The organism is Solibacillus sp. FSL H8-0538 (assembly GCF_038003525.1).
In the GTDB taxonomy this organism is placed as follows: Bacteria; Bacillota; Bacilli; order Bacillales_A; family Planococcaceae; genus JBBOPI01.
Map to the genome: position 1 here is coordinate 190,552 of NZ_JBBOPI010000001.1, position 17,559 is coordinate 208,110.

At 37.5% G+C, this 17,559-nt stretch carries 13 protein-coding genes; 3 read left to right on the forward strand and 10 right to left on the reverse strand.

Translation table 11 applies throughout. From position 1 onward, the window contains the following. The first annotated feature begins 232 nt into the window (after positions 1-232). On the forward strand, positions 233-4,456 hold the full coding sequence (locus MHH87_RS00915) for an S-layer homology domain-containing protein (RefSeq protein WP_340747472.1): 4,224 nt from the start codon (positions 233-235) through the stop codon (positions 4,454-4,456). 613 nt (positions 4,457-5,069) lie between these two features. Here MHH87_RS00915 and MHH87_RS00920 read toward each other — a convergent pair. The 9 genes from MHH87_RS00920 to MHH87_RS18840 form a co-directional block, all read right to left on the reverse strand. Further along, a complete protein-coding gene (locus MHH87_RS00920) occupies positions 5,070-5,456 on the reverse strand; it encodes an STAS domain-containing protein (RefSeq protein WP_340747473.1) in 387 nt (128 codons plus the stop codon). Between the two features lie 55 nt (positions 5,457-5,511). Continuing rightward, on the reverse strand, positions 5,512-7,206 hold the full coding sequence (locus MHH87_RS00925; RefSeq protein WP_340747474.1) for a methyl-accepting chemotaxis protein: 1,695 nt from the start codon (positions 7,204-7,206) through the stop codon (positions 5,512-5,514). Then, positions 7,206-7,640: an ATP-binding protein gene (locus MHH87_RS00930; RefSeq protein WP_340747475.1), complete on the reverse strand. Its 435-nt coding sequence runs from the start codon at positions 7,638-7,640 to the stop codon at positions 7,206-7,208. The genes MHH87_RS00925 and MHH87_RS00930 overlap by 1 nt, the downstream gene beginning before the upstream one ends. 14 nt (positions 7,641-7,654) lie before the next feature. Beyond that, on the reverse strand, positions 7,655-8,776 hold the full coding sequence (locus MHH87_RS00935; RefSeq protein ID WP_340747476.1) for a SpoIIE family protein phosphatase: 1,122 nt from the start codon (positions 8,774-8,776) through the stop codon (positions 7,655-7,657). Positions 8,777-9,014: 238 nt separating this feature from the next. Next, on the reverse strand, positions 9,015-10,364 hold the full coding sequence (locus MHH87_RS00940) for an MATE family efflux transporter (RefSeq protein WP_340747477.1): 1,350 nt from the start codon (positions 10,362-10,364) through the stop codon (positions 9,015-9,017). A 340-nt stretch (positions 10,365-10,704) separates the two neighbouring features. After that, positions 10,705-11,337 (reverse strand): hypothetical protein, encoded by a 633-nt coding sequence (locus MHH87_RS00945; RefSeq protein WP_340747478.1) that lies wholly within the window; start codon positions 11,335-11,337, stop codon positions 10,705-10,707. A gap of 19 nt (positions 11,338-11,356) precedes the next feature. Next, positions 11,357-12,886, reverse strand: coding sequence for an AAA family ATPase (locus MHH87_RS00950; protein ID WP_340747479.1), 1,530 nt, complete (start codon positions 12,884-12,886; stop codon positions 11,357-11,359). A 471-nt stretch (positions 12,887-13,357) separates the two neighbouring features. Next, on the reverse strand, positions 13,358-13,987 hold the full coding sequence (trhA, locus tag MHH87_RS00955) for a PAQR family membrane homeostasis protein TrhA (RefSeq protein WP_340747480.1): 630 nt from the start codon (positions 13,985-13,987) through the stop codon (positions 13,358-13,360). Positions 13,988-14,195: 208 nt separating this feature from the next. Further along, positions 14,196-14,315 (reverse strand): conserved phage C-terminal domain-containing protein, encoded by a 120-nt coding sequence (locus MHH87_RS18840; RefSeq protein ID WP_445683065.1) that lies wholly within the window; start codon positions 14,313-14,315, stop codon positions 14,196-14,198. 272 nt (positions 14,316-14,587) lie between these two features. Here MHH87_RS18840 and MHH87_RS00960 point away from each other — a divergent pair, with 272 nt between their 5' ends. Together MHH87_RS00960 and MHH87_RS00965 are read left to right on the forward strand one after the other, a co-directional pair. Further along, positions 14,588-15,892: a trypsin-like peptidase domain-containing protein gene (locus tag MHH87_RS00960; protein WP_340747481.1), complete on the forward strand. Its 1,305-nt coding sequence runs from the start codon at positions 14,588-14,590 to the stop codon at positions 15,890-15,892. Between the two features lie 16 nt (positions 15,893-15,908). Beyond that, a complete protein-coding gene (locus MHH87_RS00965; RefSeq protein WP_340747482.1) occupies positions 15,909-16,325 on the forward strand; it encodes a hypothetical protein in 417 nt (138 codons plus the stop codon). A 105-nt stretch (positions 16,326-16,430) separates the two neighbouring features. Here the strand turns inward: MHH87_RS00965 and MHH87_RS00970 are convergent, their stop codons facing one another. Beyond that, positions 16,431-17,483, reverse strand: coding sequence for an S-layer homology domain-containing protein (locus MHH87_RS00970; RefSeq protein WP_340747483.1), 1,053 nt, complete (start codon positions 17,481-17,483; stop codon positions 16,431-16,433). Positions 17,484-17,559: the final 76 nt, after the last annotated feature.

Here is a 17,559-nt window from a genome sequence, read left to right on the forward strand (position 1 = left end):
AACGTTGAATTGGGGAAAAGTATGCTGGCTGATTATACATGCGGTTCAAATTGGTGTTGTGTAGAACAATGACAATTTGAATCGTTTTCTTTTTGAGCATATATGGCAGAAATTAGTATGAACTAATTGCGCATTTAAACCGATATAAAGTGTATGAATTGTAATTTTCAAAGCAATAAGAAAGCTATTTTACATAAATATAGTTTTATAGTAAAGGGAGGTATTTACCTGCATGAATCCTAAAAAAATACAAAAATTGAACAAAGTAGCAGTTGCAACCGTGTTAGCAACGAGCGGGATTGCGGTCGCAGTACCACATTCGGCAAACGCCTATATGTTTAGTGACTTAAATCCGAGTGCCGACTATTACCAGCCAGTCGTTGATTTATTTAATAAAAGAGTAGTAAAGGGCTATTCAGATGGCACATTTAAACCACATCAAGCAATTACACGTGGAGAAGCGGCAGAAATGTTGGCGTTGGCTTTAGGCTTAAATACTAAGGATCAAAAAAATCCGTTATTTAAAGATGTACCCATAAGACACCAGTACTACTCATATGTTGCAGCATTAACGAATGAGGGTATTATGAGCGGCTATTCCGATAAATCCTTCAAACCGGATGAGCCAATTACACGTGGGCAAATGGCGAAAATTTTAACACTTGGTTTTAAATTTGGCGTCGCATCAAAGCTCACGCATAATTTTAAAGATGTATCCAGCAAAAATTCGAATGCTTACTTTATTCAAACGCTGTTAGATTTAGGTATTACAAAAGGGAAAACACCGGTAACATTTGAACCAGCTAATTCCGTGACGCGCGGTCAGCTCGCAACGTTTGTTTGGCGTGCGGGTAAGGCAGATGCTGGAGATCCTGTCTATACAATTGGCGATATTAGCGGCTCGACAATGTATATAAACGGCGTAGCCTATACGATTTCAGCAAGCCTACAATCTATTTTTAATGCATCGAATCAACGCATTTTAAAAGGTGGCCTTATTGAAGGGACATTTAACGGCAAAACATTAACATCTGTCTCCAAATTAACGATTAACGCATCAGGCAATCCCTCAGCGTTACTCGTTTTAAACGGCGAGTACACAAGCTTTGGCGGTGAGTTGATTATTAATGGGAGCTATGTGCGTTTTAAAAATTGGACATTAACTGGTCGAGTAGTGGTAGCAGAAACACCTAGAAAATCATTAGCAGACTATACGGACCGTTTAAAAAATGTACGTATTGCGGGCTTAGACGGCTTTGGCTTTATTGACTGGACGAAACCAACAGATCCGGACGATGAAGACTACATAAATCCTCCGGAAGACGAAAATTTAAAACCAAGGCCGGACGATCCGACAGGTGGTTGGAAAAAATATGACGAGCGCATGGGCAAGATTGATAAATACATTGATTTTGAAAACTGTGAAGTACGCAACTTATACATCGAGCAAGACCGTTCGTTTGTATCAAGTAATTCAATAATTGACCGTGTCACAGTGCAAGGTTATGTAAAGAATTTCGAACTTTATGCAGATGCTAAGGCGCTTTATATTGATACAGAAACAAGTTTAAAGATGTACGGTGTTACGGACATCCCGTATGTGTATAAAAACAGCCATCACAATGTATTTTTCAATACGGATAGCTACTTTGAATTTTTATATGTAGGAAATTCAAATGGGTGGATTGATATCGGCGATTATGTGTATGTAGGTCAAGCAATTATCCCACCAGGAAAAACGCCAAACGACATTTTTGATGACTATGAAAATGATAACGATAATATTGGGGATATTGAAGATGAGAATGGTCAAGATGTTGATCGAGACCCAATCGAAAATGAAACTATTGTAGATAAAACAAACCCGAAAGTGGAACGTTTAACGGTTGCAGCGGAAGGATCAACGGCAACAGTAACCTTCACATCGGATGAAGACGGAACGTACTACTATGTTGTACGTGAAAAAGATACGAAACCTCCGACAATTAAGGCAATTCTTGGAGGAGACAGTAAGTTTGCTGGTAAAGGTACCGCAATTGAGGGGAAATCGGTTTCATTTACAGTAAATAATCTAGAACAGCTAACAGAGTATGTAGTGTACTTAGTTGTAGTAGATAAAAATGATAATGTTTCAGAACGTTATGACGCCGATTTCACAACGAAGGACGGGACAGCACCAGGAATTCTCAACTTAAAAGGAGAAGCGTTAAAAGGAGGTAAACGTGCACGAATTTCATTTAAACCAAGTGAGTTAGGTGTCTATAGTTATGTTTTACGAAAAGCAGACGAACCAACGCCGACAGCAGATGATATTTGGCGTACAGGGAAACGTACGACTTTAACAGCAGCTGATTTGAGTGGTGTAGAATTTATTGATGATACATTAACACCCAACTCATCGTATGTTGTATATATGGTGATGGATGATGTAAGTGGTAACCGTTCGCCTGTTGTAAAATCAAATACGTTTAGTACGGGCGATTTAGATTTAGACGCGCCGACCGTTGTAAGTATGGAAGTGACGGATATTTTGAAGGATCCGACAAAGGTATTAATAACATTCAGCGAAAAAATGGACAAAGCAACGGCTGAAAATGTGGCTAACTATGTGTTAGGTGGTACGGGTAACTTAACGGGAAATCCATTTAAGGCTACATTATCGAAGGATGGAAAAGGTGTAACGTTAGAAGTACCTTCGATGGCGGCATTCGTTATTAATGACACATTAACGGTGAAAATTAGTAAAGTACAGGATGAGTCAGGGAATGAAATTGTTGAAACGACCGAAACGTATCGACATAAAGCAGATCAAACAACAGATCCTAAAATTTCGGATTTAAAAGTATATTCAGTCGGTCCTACGAACAGTTTGAACATTACAAAAGAAGCGTCATTTGAAGCAAATGCTGCGGGTTCTTACTACTATTTAATCGTACCCATTGATCCTACGGGCACAATTAAAAAACCAGAGCGTTCGGATGTTATTTTCCCAGAGGAATATTTATCTAAAAACGCTTCAATTAAATTCTCACGTTCTGGAAAAGGTACTGCGGTTCCAGGGGGGAATATTATTGGTGGTACGAATTTAACGATTGATCCGAATGATTTAAACTTTAAGGCACATCCATATGGCTACCGCATTTATGTGGCAATGCAAGATCGTAATGGTAACTATGCTGATAAAGTACTCGATGAATTATTTATTGGGGATGAATCAGCACCGAAAATTATTGCGAATTCATTCTATTTCCAAGGATCGTCAACAACTCAAGCCGGAGCAGCTCCAGAGGGGTCAGTAACTTCGCCAACAGAGTTCTTCTATCCGATTAACGCGGGTGATCCAACTGATCAATATCAAGGTGAGAAATTCTTTAAGTTCCAAATGGAGTTTGATGAGCAGATGGATAAAGCATCGCTTGAAGCAATCGCCAACTATGAAATTGCAGGTACAGCAAAAGACAAAGTGAAATTAGTGAAGGCAGAATTATTAACAGGAAACACAAAAGCCATCCTAACATTTGAGGCAGTAGCGTTACCTGAAGAAACAAATTATATTGAATATAATTTAATTCATGATGAAACATTATCGATTGGTTTCAAAGCAGGGGCGATTTTAGACTACTCAAAATCAAACGCACTAACAGAAGCAGCGAAAACGTTTAAGTATAAGGACTTGATTAAACCGAAGTTGAGATATCAAGAGGTTATTAGAACAAACGAAAACTTCGAGGATGATGGAACTGGTAATCGTGTTATTGTAAATAAACATGTATTAGAATTAACATTTACTGAAGCGATTAATAGCACTACATTAGCTGATTTTGATATTAAAGCTGTTCACAAAAATATTTCAAATGACACTACAGGCACAACGCCTATTCTAAATGGAAACTATACAGTGGCAATTGATCCAACCAATAATAAGAAAGTAATGCTAACAATTAATCAAGCATTGGCAGACCGTGACGAAGTACAGATTAAATTAAACAGTAACAGTGTAAAAGATGTAGCAAACAATACAATTTCAATTGCAAATACAGATTACTTCAATGCACTGTATATTTATCGTTTAATGCCTATGAGTATTTTCGCAGCGAAACTTCAAGGTACTATTGGGGAAGGTATAGTTGGATCAACCACAACTTATTACAGTAAAGATATTGAAGTTGGTATTAGTGCTGACTATGCTTATCCAGGTATGACAATTTACTATGCTGTTACTAATAACCCAGGTACAAAATTATCACCATTCGAAGTAATGAATGCCAATAAAACGTATGCAACTGTTTTCGGAAAGGAACCAATTACTGATATCAGCCAAGCAATAGAATTTGATGCAACCGAAGATGGTGGTTCAAGTGCCCGCTTTACATCAGGACAACGTATACATCTAGTAATTAAAGATAGCTATGGTAATGTTTCCAATGTTGTTTCCGAAGTTATTGTTAAGCAATAATGAATTTGAATTATTGAACCTACACAGGGTACGTAGATAATTTACTTTAATTTATAAAAATACAAATGCTCCGAGCAGGTTTTATTCTGTTACGGGGCGTTTTTTGTTTGTAAATAATTAAGGATGATGTACCGGTGTAATGAACTAGCGCTTATTGAAATAAATATGGAGGGAAGCATAGCATGATGAAGCGTCTATGCTTTCCAATTATTTTTGTAAGGCTGTTCTTTTTTCTTGAAAAACGCAAATAGACAAAATGAAGATACAACTTAACCGTAATTAAGTGCCAATGACGCTTAATTTCTAATAAGTCGTATGTTAATCTCGCCAAATTAAACATTTCGAGTTTGAAAGTCTATCCCAGAAAAAATAGAGAGACTGTATTCTTTGTTATGTTGTTGAAGGTTGTTTGTTTTCTAAACAATGAAATTTATCATAGCTCGAAAGAAAAGCAACCAGACAAATTACGGTGAAAGTCTATCGGGTAAATTCTCAATATATAAAACACAAAACGCTCGGGGGCACCATTGCTCCCGAGCGTTTTCATAGTTAATAATTTACCAACCCCGATTGCCTACTTTTTCCGCAGCGAAGAAGGGTGCTTTGAGGACGATCAATACTCGTTTAACGATAATTCGCCGGTCCAATTTTCCTTTATAACCTGTTTAGCTTCTTCCTCATTTTTCACAATAGGGAACACCTTATCACATTGCGAAATAGCAAATAAATTTAGAATGAAATCATCGACAACAATAATGACGATTTTTTTTCCTTTAACAGATACTTTCTTCGCGAAATTGACGATCATGCCAAATCCAGTACTATCAATATTCGTTACTCTCTGCATGTCAATAATATAGCTATGCTCCGTCTCAAAACTATGGGCTTGTAGCTCTTTTTTTATATCTTCAATAATTCCGTATTCTAAATCACCTGAAAATGCGATTGAAATATAATCTGTCTTAGTATCAATTTTTATAGCCGTTTCTTTATGATCCATCTTAAAATTGCCCCCCATTTTTCTATCCTATATAAAAAATACTTTATTTTACTTTTTAAAATTGGAATTTATTTACTTCGTTTCGTAAGTTGTTGGAGATTGTTGCTAGTTCATCCGAATTTTCTGTAATTTCTGCTACTGTAGCATACTGTTCTTCAGATGTTGCGGCTACTTCTTCTGTAGCGGCTGCTGAATCTTCAATAATCGTCGAAATATCGTAAATTGCCTTTTGAACACTTAAAGAATTCGCGTTTACATGAGCAAATGCAGATTTCATTTGCTCGACACCTTCTTCTGTTTCTACTACTTTTTCAACGATTTCTTTTAAAGCATCTCCACCCTTATTGATAATCGTAACCTGTTCTTCAACAGCAAGTAAATTACTTTCCATTGTTCGAACAGTAACGGATGTTTCCGCTTGGATGTCATTAATTAAATTCGTTATTTGTCTAGAAGCTAAACTAGATTGCTCGGCCAGTTTACGAACCTCCGATGCTACAACCGCAAACCCTTTACCTTGCTCGCCTGCTCTAGCTGCTTCAATAGCGGCATTTAGGGCAAGTAAATTCGTTTGGTCGGCAATTCCAGTAATCACTGTAATAATTCCACCGATTTCTTCCGATCGCTTTCCTAACTTTTGAATAGAATCCGTCGCATAAGAGACCGTTTGCGTAACCGTGCTTAAATGTTTGATTGCTTCGTTAATTGCCTCTTCGCCTTTACGCGCAATATGCGTTGAATCTACTGCATTTTTTAACGTTTCTTCTGCCTGGTTTAAACTACGAGTCACTTCATCGATTGTTTGTTGCATCATCTTTACAATTCGTTCAGATTGATCAGATTGAGTCGTCGTGCCAACTGCTACATCGTTCATCGTCAACGCAATTTGATTGGCCGCTGCACTTGTTTGATGTGATGACTCTGCTAGTAAAAGAGAAGAATTCGCGATTTGATTGGCACTACCAGCTACAATGGTCATTGTTTCTTTCAGATGATCTTTCATGTCTCTAAAAGCGTGAGCTAAATCAGCAATTTCATCATTTCCTTTAGGCTTTAATAATTCTACATTCAAGTTCAGATTTGCTAATTCACTTGCATTGGCACTTAACTTATTGATAGGGGCGATAATTTGTCGTTGCATGAAAATACTAATGCAAATTATGATCAAAACCGCCAACCCTAATGAAACAGCGATATTTTCCAACGCGGATTTTGTAGCAATACTAATATAAGGTGCTGCTGGAACAGCTGTAGACCAAATGGCAATAACATCTCCTTGGCTATTTAATATAGGATCATAGGCACCTTGATGCAATTTTCCTAAAACATGTGCGGAGCCAGTAAATCGTTGTTTTTGCTCCAATACAACATTAGCTACCTCATCGGCTACTTTTGTATGTACTGCACGTTCACCATCTTCTACTACATTTGTACTGATTCTTGTGTCATATTGAAATAAGGAAACGGCATTCCCATTTGTTAGCTCACCAACTTTATCGACAATATCATAATTCTCAACCATATTGACGTCACCTTTAAACAGTTGGTTATCAATGATTGTCCATTCACCAGGAATCTTAGCATCTAGATACTCGTAACTTAATTGTATGTCCGATGCAAGTTTAGTATCCGCACTTTCCAATAAGTTCTTTTTAGCTACATAAAAATTAATACCTGCAAGAAGGGACGTTAGAAGTAGAATACAACTTAATATAAGTAGGTTCATCTTTTTGCGGATTGTCCATTTCATTATAATTCCTCCGATGACACATCTATTTTTTTTGAAACACCAACTAAAAATTTTGTTTCTGCTAGATTTTCAAACCAAATTTTATCCACCATATTTTTTACAAAAAATAAGCCTCGGCCGCGATCCGAAAAACTGATCTCTCCTAGATCAAATTTAAGAGCTTCCTCCCAATCTGTCTCCGGTATCCCTTTTCCATGGTCAATTACAATAACCTTGATTTCTTCATCGTCCTGCGAAACATGTATTTGAATTTTTTCTGATGTGTTTTCCTTAGCATTTCCCATCGCTTCTACTGCATTAATGACTAATTCATGAACAACAAAGCATAATTCCCGTTTACTAGGGAGATTATATAAGCTCATATAGCTAGCCATCGTCTGATCAACAAAAGAAATTGCCTGTCGATTAGGTACTAAATTAAGCGTAAATTCCATAGAGTATACACCCCTTATAATGTAATCGTAATGGAAACTACTGTTATATCATCGCTATAGTAGTTTTCTAATAAATTGTTATTTTCTGAAAATATTTGAAGGGCATCAGCGTTGTCTTGATCTGCATATGAATGAAATTGATTCACATCAATAGTTTGACTTTCATTAAGTGTAAGCAAACCATCTGTATAAAGAATGACTCGACTCCATCCCGATAGTTTTAACGTTTTTTTAGTGACTTGGGTCGTTGGAAATAATCCTAAGATAGGTGTATTTGCCGGAAGCATCACGGTTTCCCCATACTTACCAAATAAAAACCCAGATGGATGAGACGCATTTACATAATGTAATGTATTATTTTTAGTATCAATTAGTATATAAATGGCAGTAACTAAAAATCGATCCATATTTTCATCCGAAAACAATTCATAAATGTGACGATTGAGATCATTTATTACAAAAACGGGATCTATCAATTTAGTGATCATGCCTTTTAGCAAGGACCGGATCGACATTGTGATGAGCGAGGCAGCTACTCCATGCCCCATCACATCAAATAACAGAATTGCCGTCAAATCATCATTAATTTTGAACCAACTATACATATCTCCACCTAATGTATTTGACGTAACGTATAATCCATCAACCTGAATATGTTTTAGGCTTAGGGGAGGGGTTAATGCATTTTTTTGTACTTTTTTTGCGATAGCTAATTCCTTTTGCCAGTTCATTTCTCGATGCTTCCGCAATTTGGTTTCTTCTCGATATTTCAAAGCTACTTGTATCCTTGCTTTAAAATGAGTATAACTAAACGGTTTCGGAATAAAGTCGAAAATACCGCATTCAAATGCTTTTTCAATGGTCTTCGTTTTATCATAAGTGGTGGAAAGAAGAATGGGCGCATCAACCCATCGATGCAGTAATTGGATATTTTGATAGATTTCTTCATCGTATCCTTGTGTAAAAATTACATCAAAAATAATTAAATCTACCTCTGTTTGTAAAAAACTCGATTGATCATCCTTTGCTTCTTCAACCGTCATAAAACGCCGAATTCCTGTAATGTCTAATGTATTAAAATAATTATTTAATCGCAGAAATTCTTTGTGTGAACTTCCAATAATTAATATGGTCATGCCTTCTACACCCACCCCCAAGCATTTTGAACGGTACTAAATGTATTTCCAATGTGATGTGCTAATATATTTATTATATTAAGGCTATTATAGTATTTATTGTTATATGTTTACAACTTAAACTAGTAATAGATAAGACTATTGTATGGTTTAATTTGGTAGGTAAGAATGTATAACTTTCCCATCCAAACAAGTAAGGACATCAACTTGCCCTATTTTGGGGCGAGTTGATGTCCTTTTAATACTTTTTAGCAGTGACGATGGCATAGCGTTCCCATTTGCGGCTTTTCCAGCGAATGAGTACAAGGATGGCGCGAATCCATTCGTCACAAGCGATAGCGAGCCAGACACCGACTAAGCCAAAATCCAGCACGAAGACGAATAGGTAGCCGAGCGATAAACTGATTCCAATCATAGAAATCAGGCCGATTTTCACAGGGTACGTAGCATCTCCAGCAGCGCGTAATGAATTAATGATTGTAATATTAATCGTGCGTCCAGTTTCAAGAAAGATACTGAGAAGTAAGACGCTGGCGCCGATTTGAATGATGTCTGGATTGTCCGTGAAAAGACCCATAAATGGTTCGCGGAAAATCATCACGACCGCAACCATGACAAGCGTGAAAATGAGTGCGGATTTCACGCTAAACCAAACCCGCTTGTAGGCGATGTCTTGTTCACCTGCACCGACATGACGTCCGATTAAAATCGCAGTCCCCATGCCAATTGCCATCGCAAATAAATACGTGAACATCGAAATATTCATTGCATATTGGCGTGCGGCTAAAGACGTGGCCCCTAAATACGTCACGTAGTAGAGCAGTACTATTTGACATGTTTGATACAATACTTGCTCGAGTGCTGAAGGGATACCAATTTTTAAAATTTTATGAATGTATTCCTTTGAAAACATATAGTAATCTCGGAAATTAATCTTAACTTCAAGTGCTTGGTACAGTAACCAGAAGAACACAACGGCTGCCAGTGCGCGGCTAATCACAGACGAAATCGCCGCTCCTTCTACACCAAGCTCCGGTGCACCAAAATGCCCGAAAATAAAAATGTAATTTAAGACGACGTGCATGACATTCATTCCAAGAGAAACATACATCGTTTCTTTCGTCCAGCCTTGCACCCGAATAACCGAAGATAAGGATGTGATGAGTGCCTGGATGAAAATAAAGCCTCCGACAATTGCTAAATAGCTTTGTGCATAGCCAAGAACCGCACCTTGTAAATTCATCAGCTTCATAATGTGATCCGAAAACAACAGCAATACACCACTAATTATCAAGCCAACAATTAAATTTAGCGTTACTGATAACGCGGCTATTTTGGATGCTTCTGCAACGAGCCGTGAACCTAAATATTGTGATACGACAATCGATGCGCCTGTTCCAATTACACCTAAAATTAAAATGGCGATTTGGATGTACTGGTTTGCTGTTCCCACACCAGCGACCGCATTGTCGGATACTGCGCTTAGCATGAACGTATCGGCAAGCCCCATGAGCATAAACAGAAATAATTCTAAAAAAATTGGCCACGTTAATTTAAATAAACTTAAGTTTTCAGTAGATTTTGCCATTAAAGTCCTCTTTCTATTAAGCGATGTAAAACGTATCGTACCATACTGCGGATGCATTGCACATCCCAGTTTTGAACCTGCAACGCATCCTAGTAGAAGCACTCTGCACTGGGCGGATACACTATTTTCTATTAGGCTATGTTAACTAACATTTTTGTATTTATGGAATTAAATATTAGTAGTAAAAGCTAACTATAACCGCGCCTTGCACAGCGGCTAGCAAATATGCGCATCCATGCGGTATTGCCCCCTAGGACCACACCCGGATTAGCCGTTAGCACGGTTGTAGTAGCTCATAAAACAACAGTAGTGTTTAACAGCACTTTTAGATAAGGAATAATTAATAGGGTTCACCATAAATACCTTCAATTAAATCAAAAAAATACACAATATTCGTAGTAGGGGTTGCGGTATTCTCTTTAATAAATTGCCAGGAGCTGTGGAAGTCCGAAAATTTATTGGTCGTAAACGATTCAAAAAAAGCTTTGAATTTCTCATATTCCTCCGAATAATTCATAATGAAGTCCTCGGAAATTTGCTTCTTTTCAGCATCCGTACAGTCCGCTTTTCCAATCAGTACATCCTCTAAATTTCGAGACATATAATACAGAGCGTAAGGCACATCAAGTATTTGCGATGTCGTGGATAATTCATTCAACCGTGTTTGATGAAGTTCCCGAATGGCAGTTAACGTGACCTCGGTATTGTAAACACCATCAATGTCTGCTAGTTGAATGATATGAGAAATATCATTTTTTTTTAAGTGTAATTTTTCGATAATCTGCTTTTTTACAAAGTCCCCGATAAGCGCTTTTGAGGATTTTTGGGAAGATAAATTTTGATCGCTCGTTAAAAGATTGCCATGGAAAACTTTAATACGATAATTTTCATCATCCAGTAAATCATTTAAACCAGTAGCAAGAATTACCTCATCACTAGGTCCTTCAACAATAATGGCAATTAGTTTTTTCATAGTATTATTTCTCCTAAAATTATTTTTTCGAATTTGTTAAATCATTTTTTAATGCTAGTTGTGCTAATTTATTGGATTTAATAAAAGCTAATTTAATCCTAGATAGGTTGGCCGATTTGTACAAAGGTTCGGCAAAGGTATCGAGTTGAACACCTCTTATATAAGCCGAGCGTAAATTATTACTTTCCTTAATATTTTTTGCCTTTAAATAACGCTTTTGCGGGTTCGTCGTTGTGAAAATAATACTTTTATAATCTAATACTTCAAGCGCGCGTAAGTTGTGAGAGGTGAAGATGAGCTGTCCGCTCGCATTTTCCGAAATAAGCTCCATTAATTCACCTAATAAAAATTCAAAAATGCCCGAATCAATTTCATCCACGACAAAAATGGCGTTACTGTTATTGTAAATTTGAATGATTCCAGCCAAGATGGAAACGATTTTTTTGATGCCATCTGATTCACCGTAAAATGGAATCTGGTGGTCACCTCGTTTCGCTGTGAGTACTATTCTCTTTCCAGTATCCCCATTCTCCAGTAATTCTTCATTTAATACTTTAATTTTGACCTGTAAATTCGGAATGATTAACGGCAATACGATATTAATGGAATCTAAAATATTGAGAGCAAGTGTGTATTGTGTTTGATTGATGACTTTTGAGCTCTTAATAGGGAGCGCAATTTCAATGTTTTGTGAGAAATTATTTTCTATATCTTCAAAAATAAAATTTAAAGGGAGGGCTAAGTTTGAAAACAAAAAGCCATTCCGACTGTTGGAGGAAATAATGATACGCCCTGCAATTTGTTTGAAATATAAGAGCGTTTTAAAAATTTCTTGTAACGTGGCCATGTCTGTTTCAGATGGCTCAGCCGATTTAGAGTTGGAGCCGTTTACCTCATCTGTACATAATCCGCTCAAGGTTTGAATTGTTTCAGACAGGAATAAAAATGATTTGCTATCGTGTTCTGCTGTTTTTTTGCTAAAAAGAATATCTGTAATGAAGTGAATGTTTTTCTTGAACGAAGGGGCGGGTGAAATTTTTAAAAACTTAAAGTCTTCCTGTGCCGTTCGATCAAAAACGATTGGTGTTTTAATTCGCGTATTTTTGGTTAGATTTTTTATTGAAATTTGTTCTTTGCGAATAATTGCTCTCTTTTTATCCTGTCTTGTATGGGAATTGGCTTCGCGAGCAATGAGAAATGGGGAGGCGTTTTTTTCCTTTTGTTTTTTTGATTTTTCGATTTCAAAATAATATGTGAGCTGATAATCGGTATTAGACTCAGTATCAGAAATGAGAAATTGTATTTCAACAGCACCGAATTTAGCGTTAGTTGTAATTAAATCGGCACTATAGTCAGGTAAGTGGTCCCCATTGACAAGGTGTTTGAATAATTCGAGCACATCGACAACAGCCGTCTTCCCGGAGCCGTTTTGCCCATAAATTCCTAATACATTATTAATATTATTCTTTACAGTTAAATCAATTTCGCCAGCCACAACGTTTTTTATATTATTAATTTTTAGGTTTGTTAATTTCAGGTTATTAATCATTTTTACACACCTTTTTTATTTGTAATAAGCTAATTATATAAAGCTTTATCCTAATTCGATATAAAAAATACCCATTCATAAAAATGGGACAATGAAAACCCTGAAACAATTTTTTGCTGCTGCTTTAATAAATTCAGAAAGCATTGCGATCCCCATATTCCTCATAATATAAAACCAATGAAATTACCTCATTTCTGCATAGCATTTGTAGTTAATTTAAATATTCCTAGCATCGAAAGGGAATGCAAAAAGTTAAATTTTGTAAATTAGTCGTAATTTAAAACGCAAAAATGTATAGATTATGGAGAATGGATTTAGAGATGATTGCGGTTTTTCGAAGAGTAATTCGATTTCGTAATAAATAATTTATGATTTGGTTGTATTTTACATATATATTCAGTTTTTAAGTTTAAACGTAGCTAGACGACTCACATAAAAAAAAGCCTGCGCAGCTGCGCAAGCTTACCTATATTATAAATAAAAATACACACTTGCATACATGGCAGCGCTACCGCCCATGACGAATAGATGCCAGATTGCATGATTATACGGAATTTTTTTGTTCTTATAAAAATACGTTCCTGCTGTATAAAAGATCCCACCCGATAGCAACGTTAAAAAGCCTTGTAGCGAAATATAATCAAGCAGCGGCTCGTAGACAAAAATTATGAGCCAGCCCATGCCAATATAGACGAGTAGTGACGCAATTTTAAAACGATACACAAAAAATTGTTTTAAAACAATGCCGATAATTGCTAAGGTCCATTCAATGAAGAAAATCGTCCAGCCCACTTTTCCACCAATCGCAACAAGCGCAATCGGAGTGTAGGTTCCTGCAATAAGCAAAAAGATTGAGCTATGATCGAGCTTTTTGAAAAACGCTTTTTGCGCCGGTACTGAATGATACAACGTCGAGGATAAATACATTAAAAACATCGCCAACCCGAAAATTGTATAACTGACCAATTCAATCGTCGAAGCTCCTGCTTTATTTAACAGTAGGAACAAGCCGGGAATCGTTAGAAAACAACCAACACCATGCGTCAGTGCATTGAAAAATTCCTCTTTCTTGTTATATTGATTTGCCATTATCATTTCCATTAACAATCACCATCTTTTGTTTTTAAGATAACTATGCGCCTTTTTTTCGTATTGTTAAACACGATATTGTCATACGCCGATATATGACAATTATCACATAGTAAAATACTTTTTCGAAAGATCGCCATTCTTCACCCTCATTATAATCTAGTGCAATATCTTGTTGAGTGGAGTATTTTGGGGGAAATTTAGCATCACCTAAATAGCTTTAAAAATTTGACATTCGAAATAGAGTAGTAGGAAGTAAAAATGGATAAAGCTCTGGATGTTCTAACCATTGTCTTACGTTGTCATCAATGACTTCAGGTATATCTTTTTGTATCCCCATAATTCAGTAAGTCATTAATTGATTTTATTGTGTTTTGCTAATTGCGGGTGCTGTCTGCAAAATATAACCGGCCGATCTTTAATTAAAAATTTCATCATGAACGTTCCTCCTAAAAAGTATCCTTAACTATAGATACTTGTTATTTGATTCGAAAAAGGGATATGTTGTTGGAGCGTTTTTTTTCAAGCTCGTGCAACATGGGATGAATTTACTTTATTATCCTGTTGTTTGTCGATATAAACAGTAATGGGATGTTACGGAAGGATGATACGATGAATTGTCCAAAATGTTACCAGAAAAATGATGAGGATCATAAGTTTTGTGCGAGCTGCGGGGAGAAGTTAAACGGGAGTAGGATTGTGAAAAAAGGGATTCCAGTATGGGCGTGGCTCCTGACACTTGTTTGCTGTTTAGTGTCAGGTGGGGTCGGTTATGGATTATGGGATTATTTTAATGGCGAACAAAGGGCGAGCAATTCCAACTATGAGGAAATTAGTAAATTGAACGAAATTGAAACCGTCCAACCAATTCCTGTTGATGCAGTGGTTGAAAAGCCGGAAGATCCTCAGCAAGAAGATGATCGTGTCGCGTTGATTAAAGGTGTCCAACAAAAAGTGTATACGATTCTTGCATCGTCTGGTCAGGGCTCAGGTTTTCTATACAAAAAAGGCGGCTATGTGATTACAAATGCGCATGTTGTAAAAGGGGAAGTGGATGTTGTTGTCCGTAACTCGAGCGGTCAAGAATCTGCGGCAACCGTTGTCGGTATTTCGGAAAAGTATGATATTGCCCTCCTTCACGTACCAGAGTATGCCAGTATAGAGCCACTAGCCGTTGAACCAGCTGAATCTTCAGTCGGATTAGAGGTTATTGCGCTTGGAAGTCCTCTAGGTTTTGAAAATTCCGCGTCCATTGGTTATATTACGGGCATTGGGCGAGATATTGAATTTGGCTTTATATACAAGCAAATTTACCAGGTAGATGCACAAATTGATCAGGGCAGTAGTGGTGGGCCATTAGTGGATGCGAAAACAGGGAAGGTTGTGGGTATAAATTCCTTACTTATTACGAGTGAAACAAGCACAAATTTCGCCTTTTCCATTCCGCTCTATAGCATGATGCAACAGTTCGATCAGTGGGTCATTAGTCCATTAACAGCGAGTGAGGTTCTGGCCGTTTCCAGGGTCTATAATTACAGCGCTCCGCAGACGACAATCGAAACGGATGGCGAGCTTGCCGGGCAATATGTGCAGTCCTTCCGTGTGTATTATGAAATGGCGCTAAATGAGGGCGATTTTTACTGGGTGGCAGACATGCTAGATGTGGGCAGTATTGTCTATAAGGAATTAGAGGATTATATTGGTGACATCGCAGGCCAAGGCCATTCTTTTTATTTTACGAGTAATGAAGTGCTCGACGTCACGCAATCTGGTGGCACCTACTATGTTTATATGAATGAAACGTTCGACTTTTATAGTGCTAAAGGGGACTATCAATTTTATGACCGCTACAAAACATACACGGTCATCACAGATGCTAATGGCGCCTTTAAAATTTCCGATATAGAAATTCATTAAAAGCGAGGGGCTAGCAATGAAACCAGGACATAAATTGATAATTGGTACTGTGCCGTTTTTCCTTGGCTATATGCTGGTGATTGGCAACTCGAGTTTCTTACGTAAAGAACTTTTGCCCACGGATATACTGTTGGCGATTGCGTTTTATGGGATTCCGCCGTATGTTTTTCTAATTTTGTCATGCTATGTGGGGGTCAAATATATTGTAGGAAAATATTTCCCCCGCAACCAAGCACGCATGTTAGTTATTGGCTGTGTGTTAATGGGATGCGTGCAAGCCGCCGTTGTGATAGGTGTAATGGGCGGCTCAACCTTTTTACTAGGCGGAGTGGTTATAGTAGGGGTGCCAGCTGTCATGATGGGGCTTACCTTTGCGGTGTTAGTTAATTGGTATTCAAGGGGAAAAATTAAACCCGTGCTTCAGCAATATTAAAATTTTCGCGTAGTGCATCGAGTGTACACACGATTCACTATAATTTATAAACATACAAATGCTCTGCGGCTGAGATGCTGCAGAGCGTTTTTTTAGTTGGCGTAATTATTTTTTCTTCAGTGTCCCCGAAAAATTTGTATTGGCGCCACGTTCGGATTCGCAGTCGAGTTCTGTAATCTTTATTGCGTTCGAAAGCTTTTCGAATTCAATAACGCAGCGGTCACCATTGCCTTTTACGGGCTCGTACATCATCGCTTTCGTTTTGGAAAGGATGGATGCATAGCCTTTGACAGTGCCATTGAAGCGACCGTCAAATGTTTCAAGTTCAATATAAAAATTTTCGTCAGTCGTTTTAGAAATACGTAAGTTGCGGCCGCTTTGGTCAAATTCACCGCTACCCCAACGGTAATAGTAGGAATAATTCCCGTTCCAAGAATTCGTTGTTGTGCTCGTCGTAGATCCTAGTGCTCCTGTTCGTAATGATTTATCCACTTGACTTTTGCCGGCATTGGCACGCTCTAATAGTGATTTTTTTGTTGTATTAATATAGCTATTTTCAGCGTCATCCGAAATATAATGATAATCTTTTAGGTCTAAACGGTGGAATAAAGAGACAACTTGGGCGCGTGTAATATTATTGGTTGCACCAAAAAATTTGGCGATGTCTTTGTTTTCATATTGTGGATTTTGCCCCGTTGAAATGGCATGGTCCAGTAAAAATTCAATCGACTTACTTAAATTTTGTTTGCCGTCTGCTACGTGTGCAATTGCCTGTGCCACTACGCCACGTTTCACCGCTTTTCCGCGAATCGAATTGTCAAAATAGCCATTCAGCGGGACACTATAAGCAGCCAAAGTTTCATAATTTGCGTCGGAAGCAGTCGTAGCAGGGGTATGCTTTTTTAATTCCTCATCAACTTGTTCGAGGTCAAAATAATTGACAAGAATGCTTGCAAATTGTTGCTCCGTGATAACTTGGTTGGGCTTAAATGTGCCGTTAGGGTAGCCCCCAATAACCCCAAAATCTTTTGCCCATTTTATGGAATCATACGCATAATGATCGACGGGCACATCTTTAAATAATGATTTTGCAGATGAAGGTGTAGCACCAACGAACAGGATGCTCAACACAAAAAACATACCAATTATTTTTTTCAATAAAATACCTCCTTGAGTTATTTTGGTTATATTTTACATTATTTGCGACCTATTAACATACAGTTGAATTATTTCT

What these genes read in the sequence shown, in the direction of transcription:
- MHH87_RS00915 (WP_340747472.1), top strand. Translation starts at nt 233, where the DNA reads ATGAATCCTAAAAAAATACAAAAATTGAACAAAGTAGCAGTTGCAACC.
- MHH87_RS00920 (WP_340747473.1), bottom strand. Translation starts at nt 5,456, where the DNA reads ATGGATCATAAAGAAACGGCTATAAAAATTGATACTAAGACAGATTAT.
- MHH87_RS00925 (WP_340747474.1), bottom strand. Translation starts at nt 7,206, where the DNA reads ATGAAATGGACAATCCGCAAAAAGATGAACCTACTTATATTAAGTTGT.
- MHH87_RS00930 (WP_340747475.1), bottom strand. Translation starts at nt 7,640, where the DNA reads ATGGAATTTACGCTTAATTTAGTACCTAATCGACAGGCAATTTCTTTT.
- MHH87_RS00935 (WP_340747476.1), bottom strand. Translation starts at nt 8,776, where the DNA reads ATGACCATATTAATTATTGGAAGTTCACACAAAGAATTTCTGCGATTA.
- MHH87_RS00940 (WP_340747477.1), bottom strand. Translation starts at nt 10,364, where the DNA reads ATGGCAAAATCTACTGAAAACTTAAGTTTATTTAAATTAACGTGGCCA.
- MHH87_RS00945 (WP_340747478.1), bottom strand. Translation starts at nt 11,337, where the DNA reads ATGAAAAAACTAATTGCCATTATTGTTGAAGGACCTAGTGATGAGGTA.
- MHH87_RS00950 (WP_340747479.1), bottom strand. Translation starts at nt 12,886, where the DNA reads ATGATTAATAACCTGAAATTAACAAACCTAAAAATTAATAATATAAAA.
- trhA (WP_340747480.1), bottom strand. Translation starts at nt 13,987, where the DNA reads ATGGAAATGATAATGGCAAATCAATATAACAAGAAAGAGGAATTTTTC.
- MHH87_RS18840 (WP_445683065.1), bottom strand. Translation starts at nt 14,315, where the DNA reads ATGGGGATACAAAAAGATATACCTGAAGTCATTGATGACAACGTAAGA.
- MHH87_RS00960 (WP_340747481.1), top strand. Translation starts at nt 14,588, where the DNA reads ATGAATTGTCCAAAATGTTACCAGAAAAATGATGAGGATCATAAGTTT.
- MHH87_RS00965 (WP_340747482.1), top strand. Translation starts at nt 15,909, where the DNA reads ATGAAACCAGGACATAAATTGATAATTGGTACTGTGCCGTTTTTCCTT.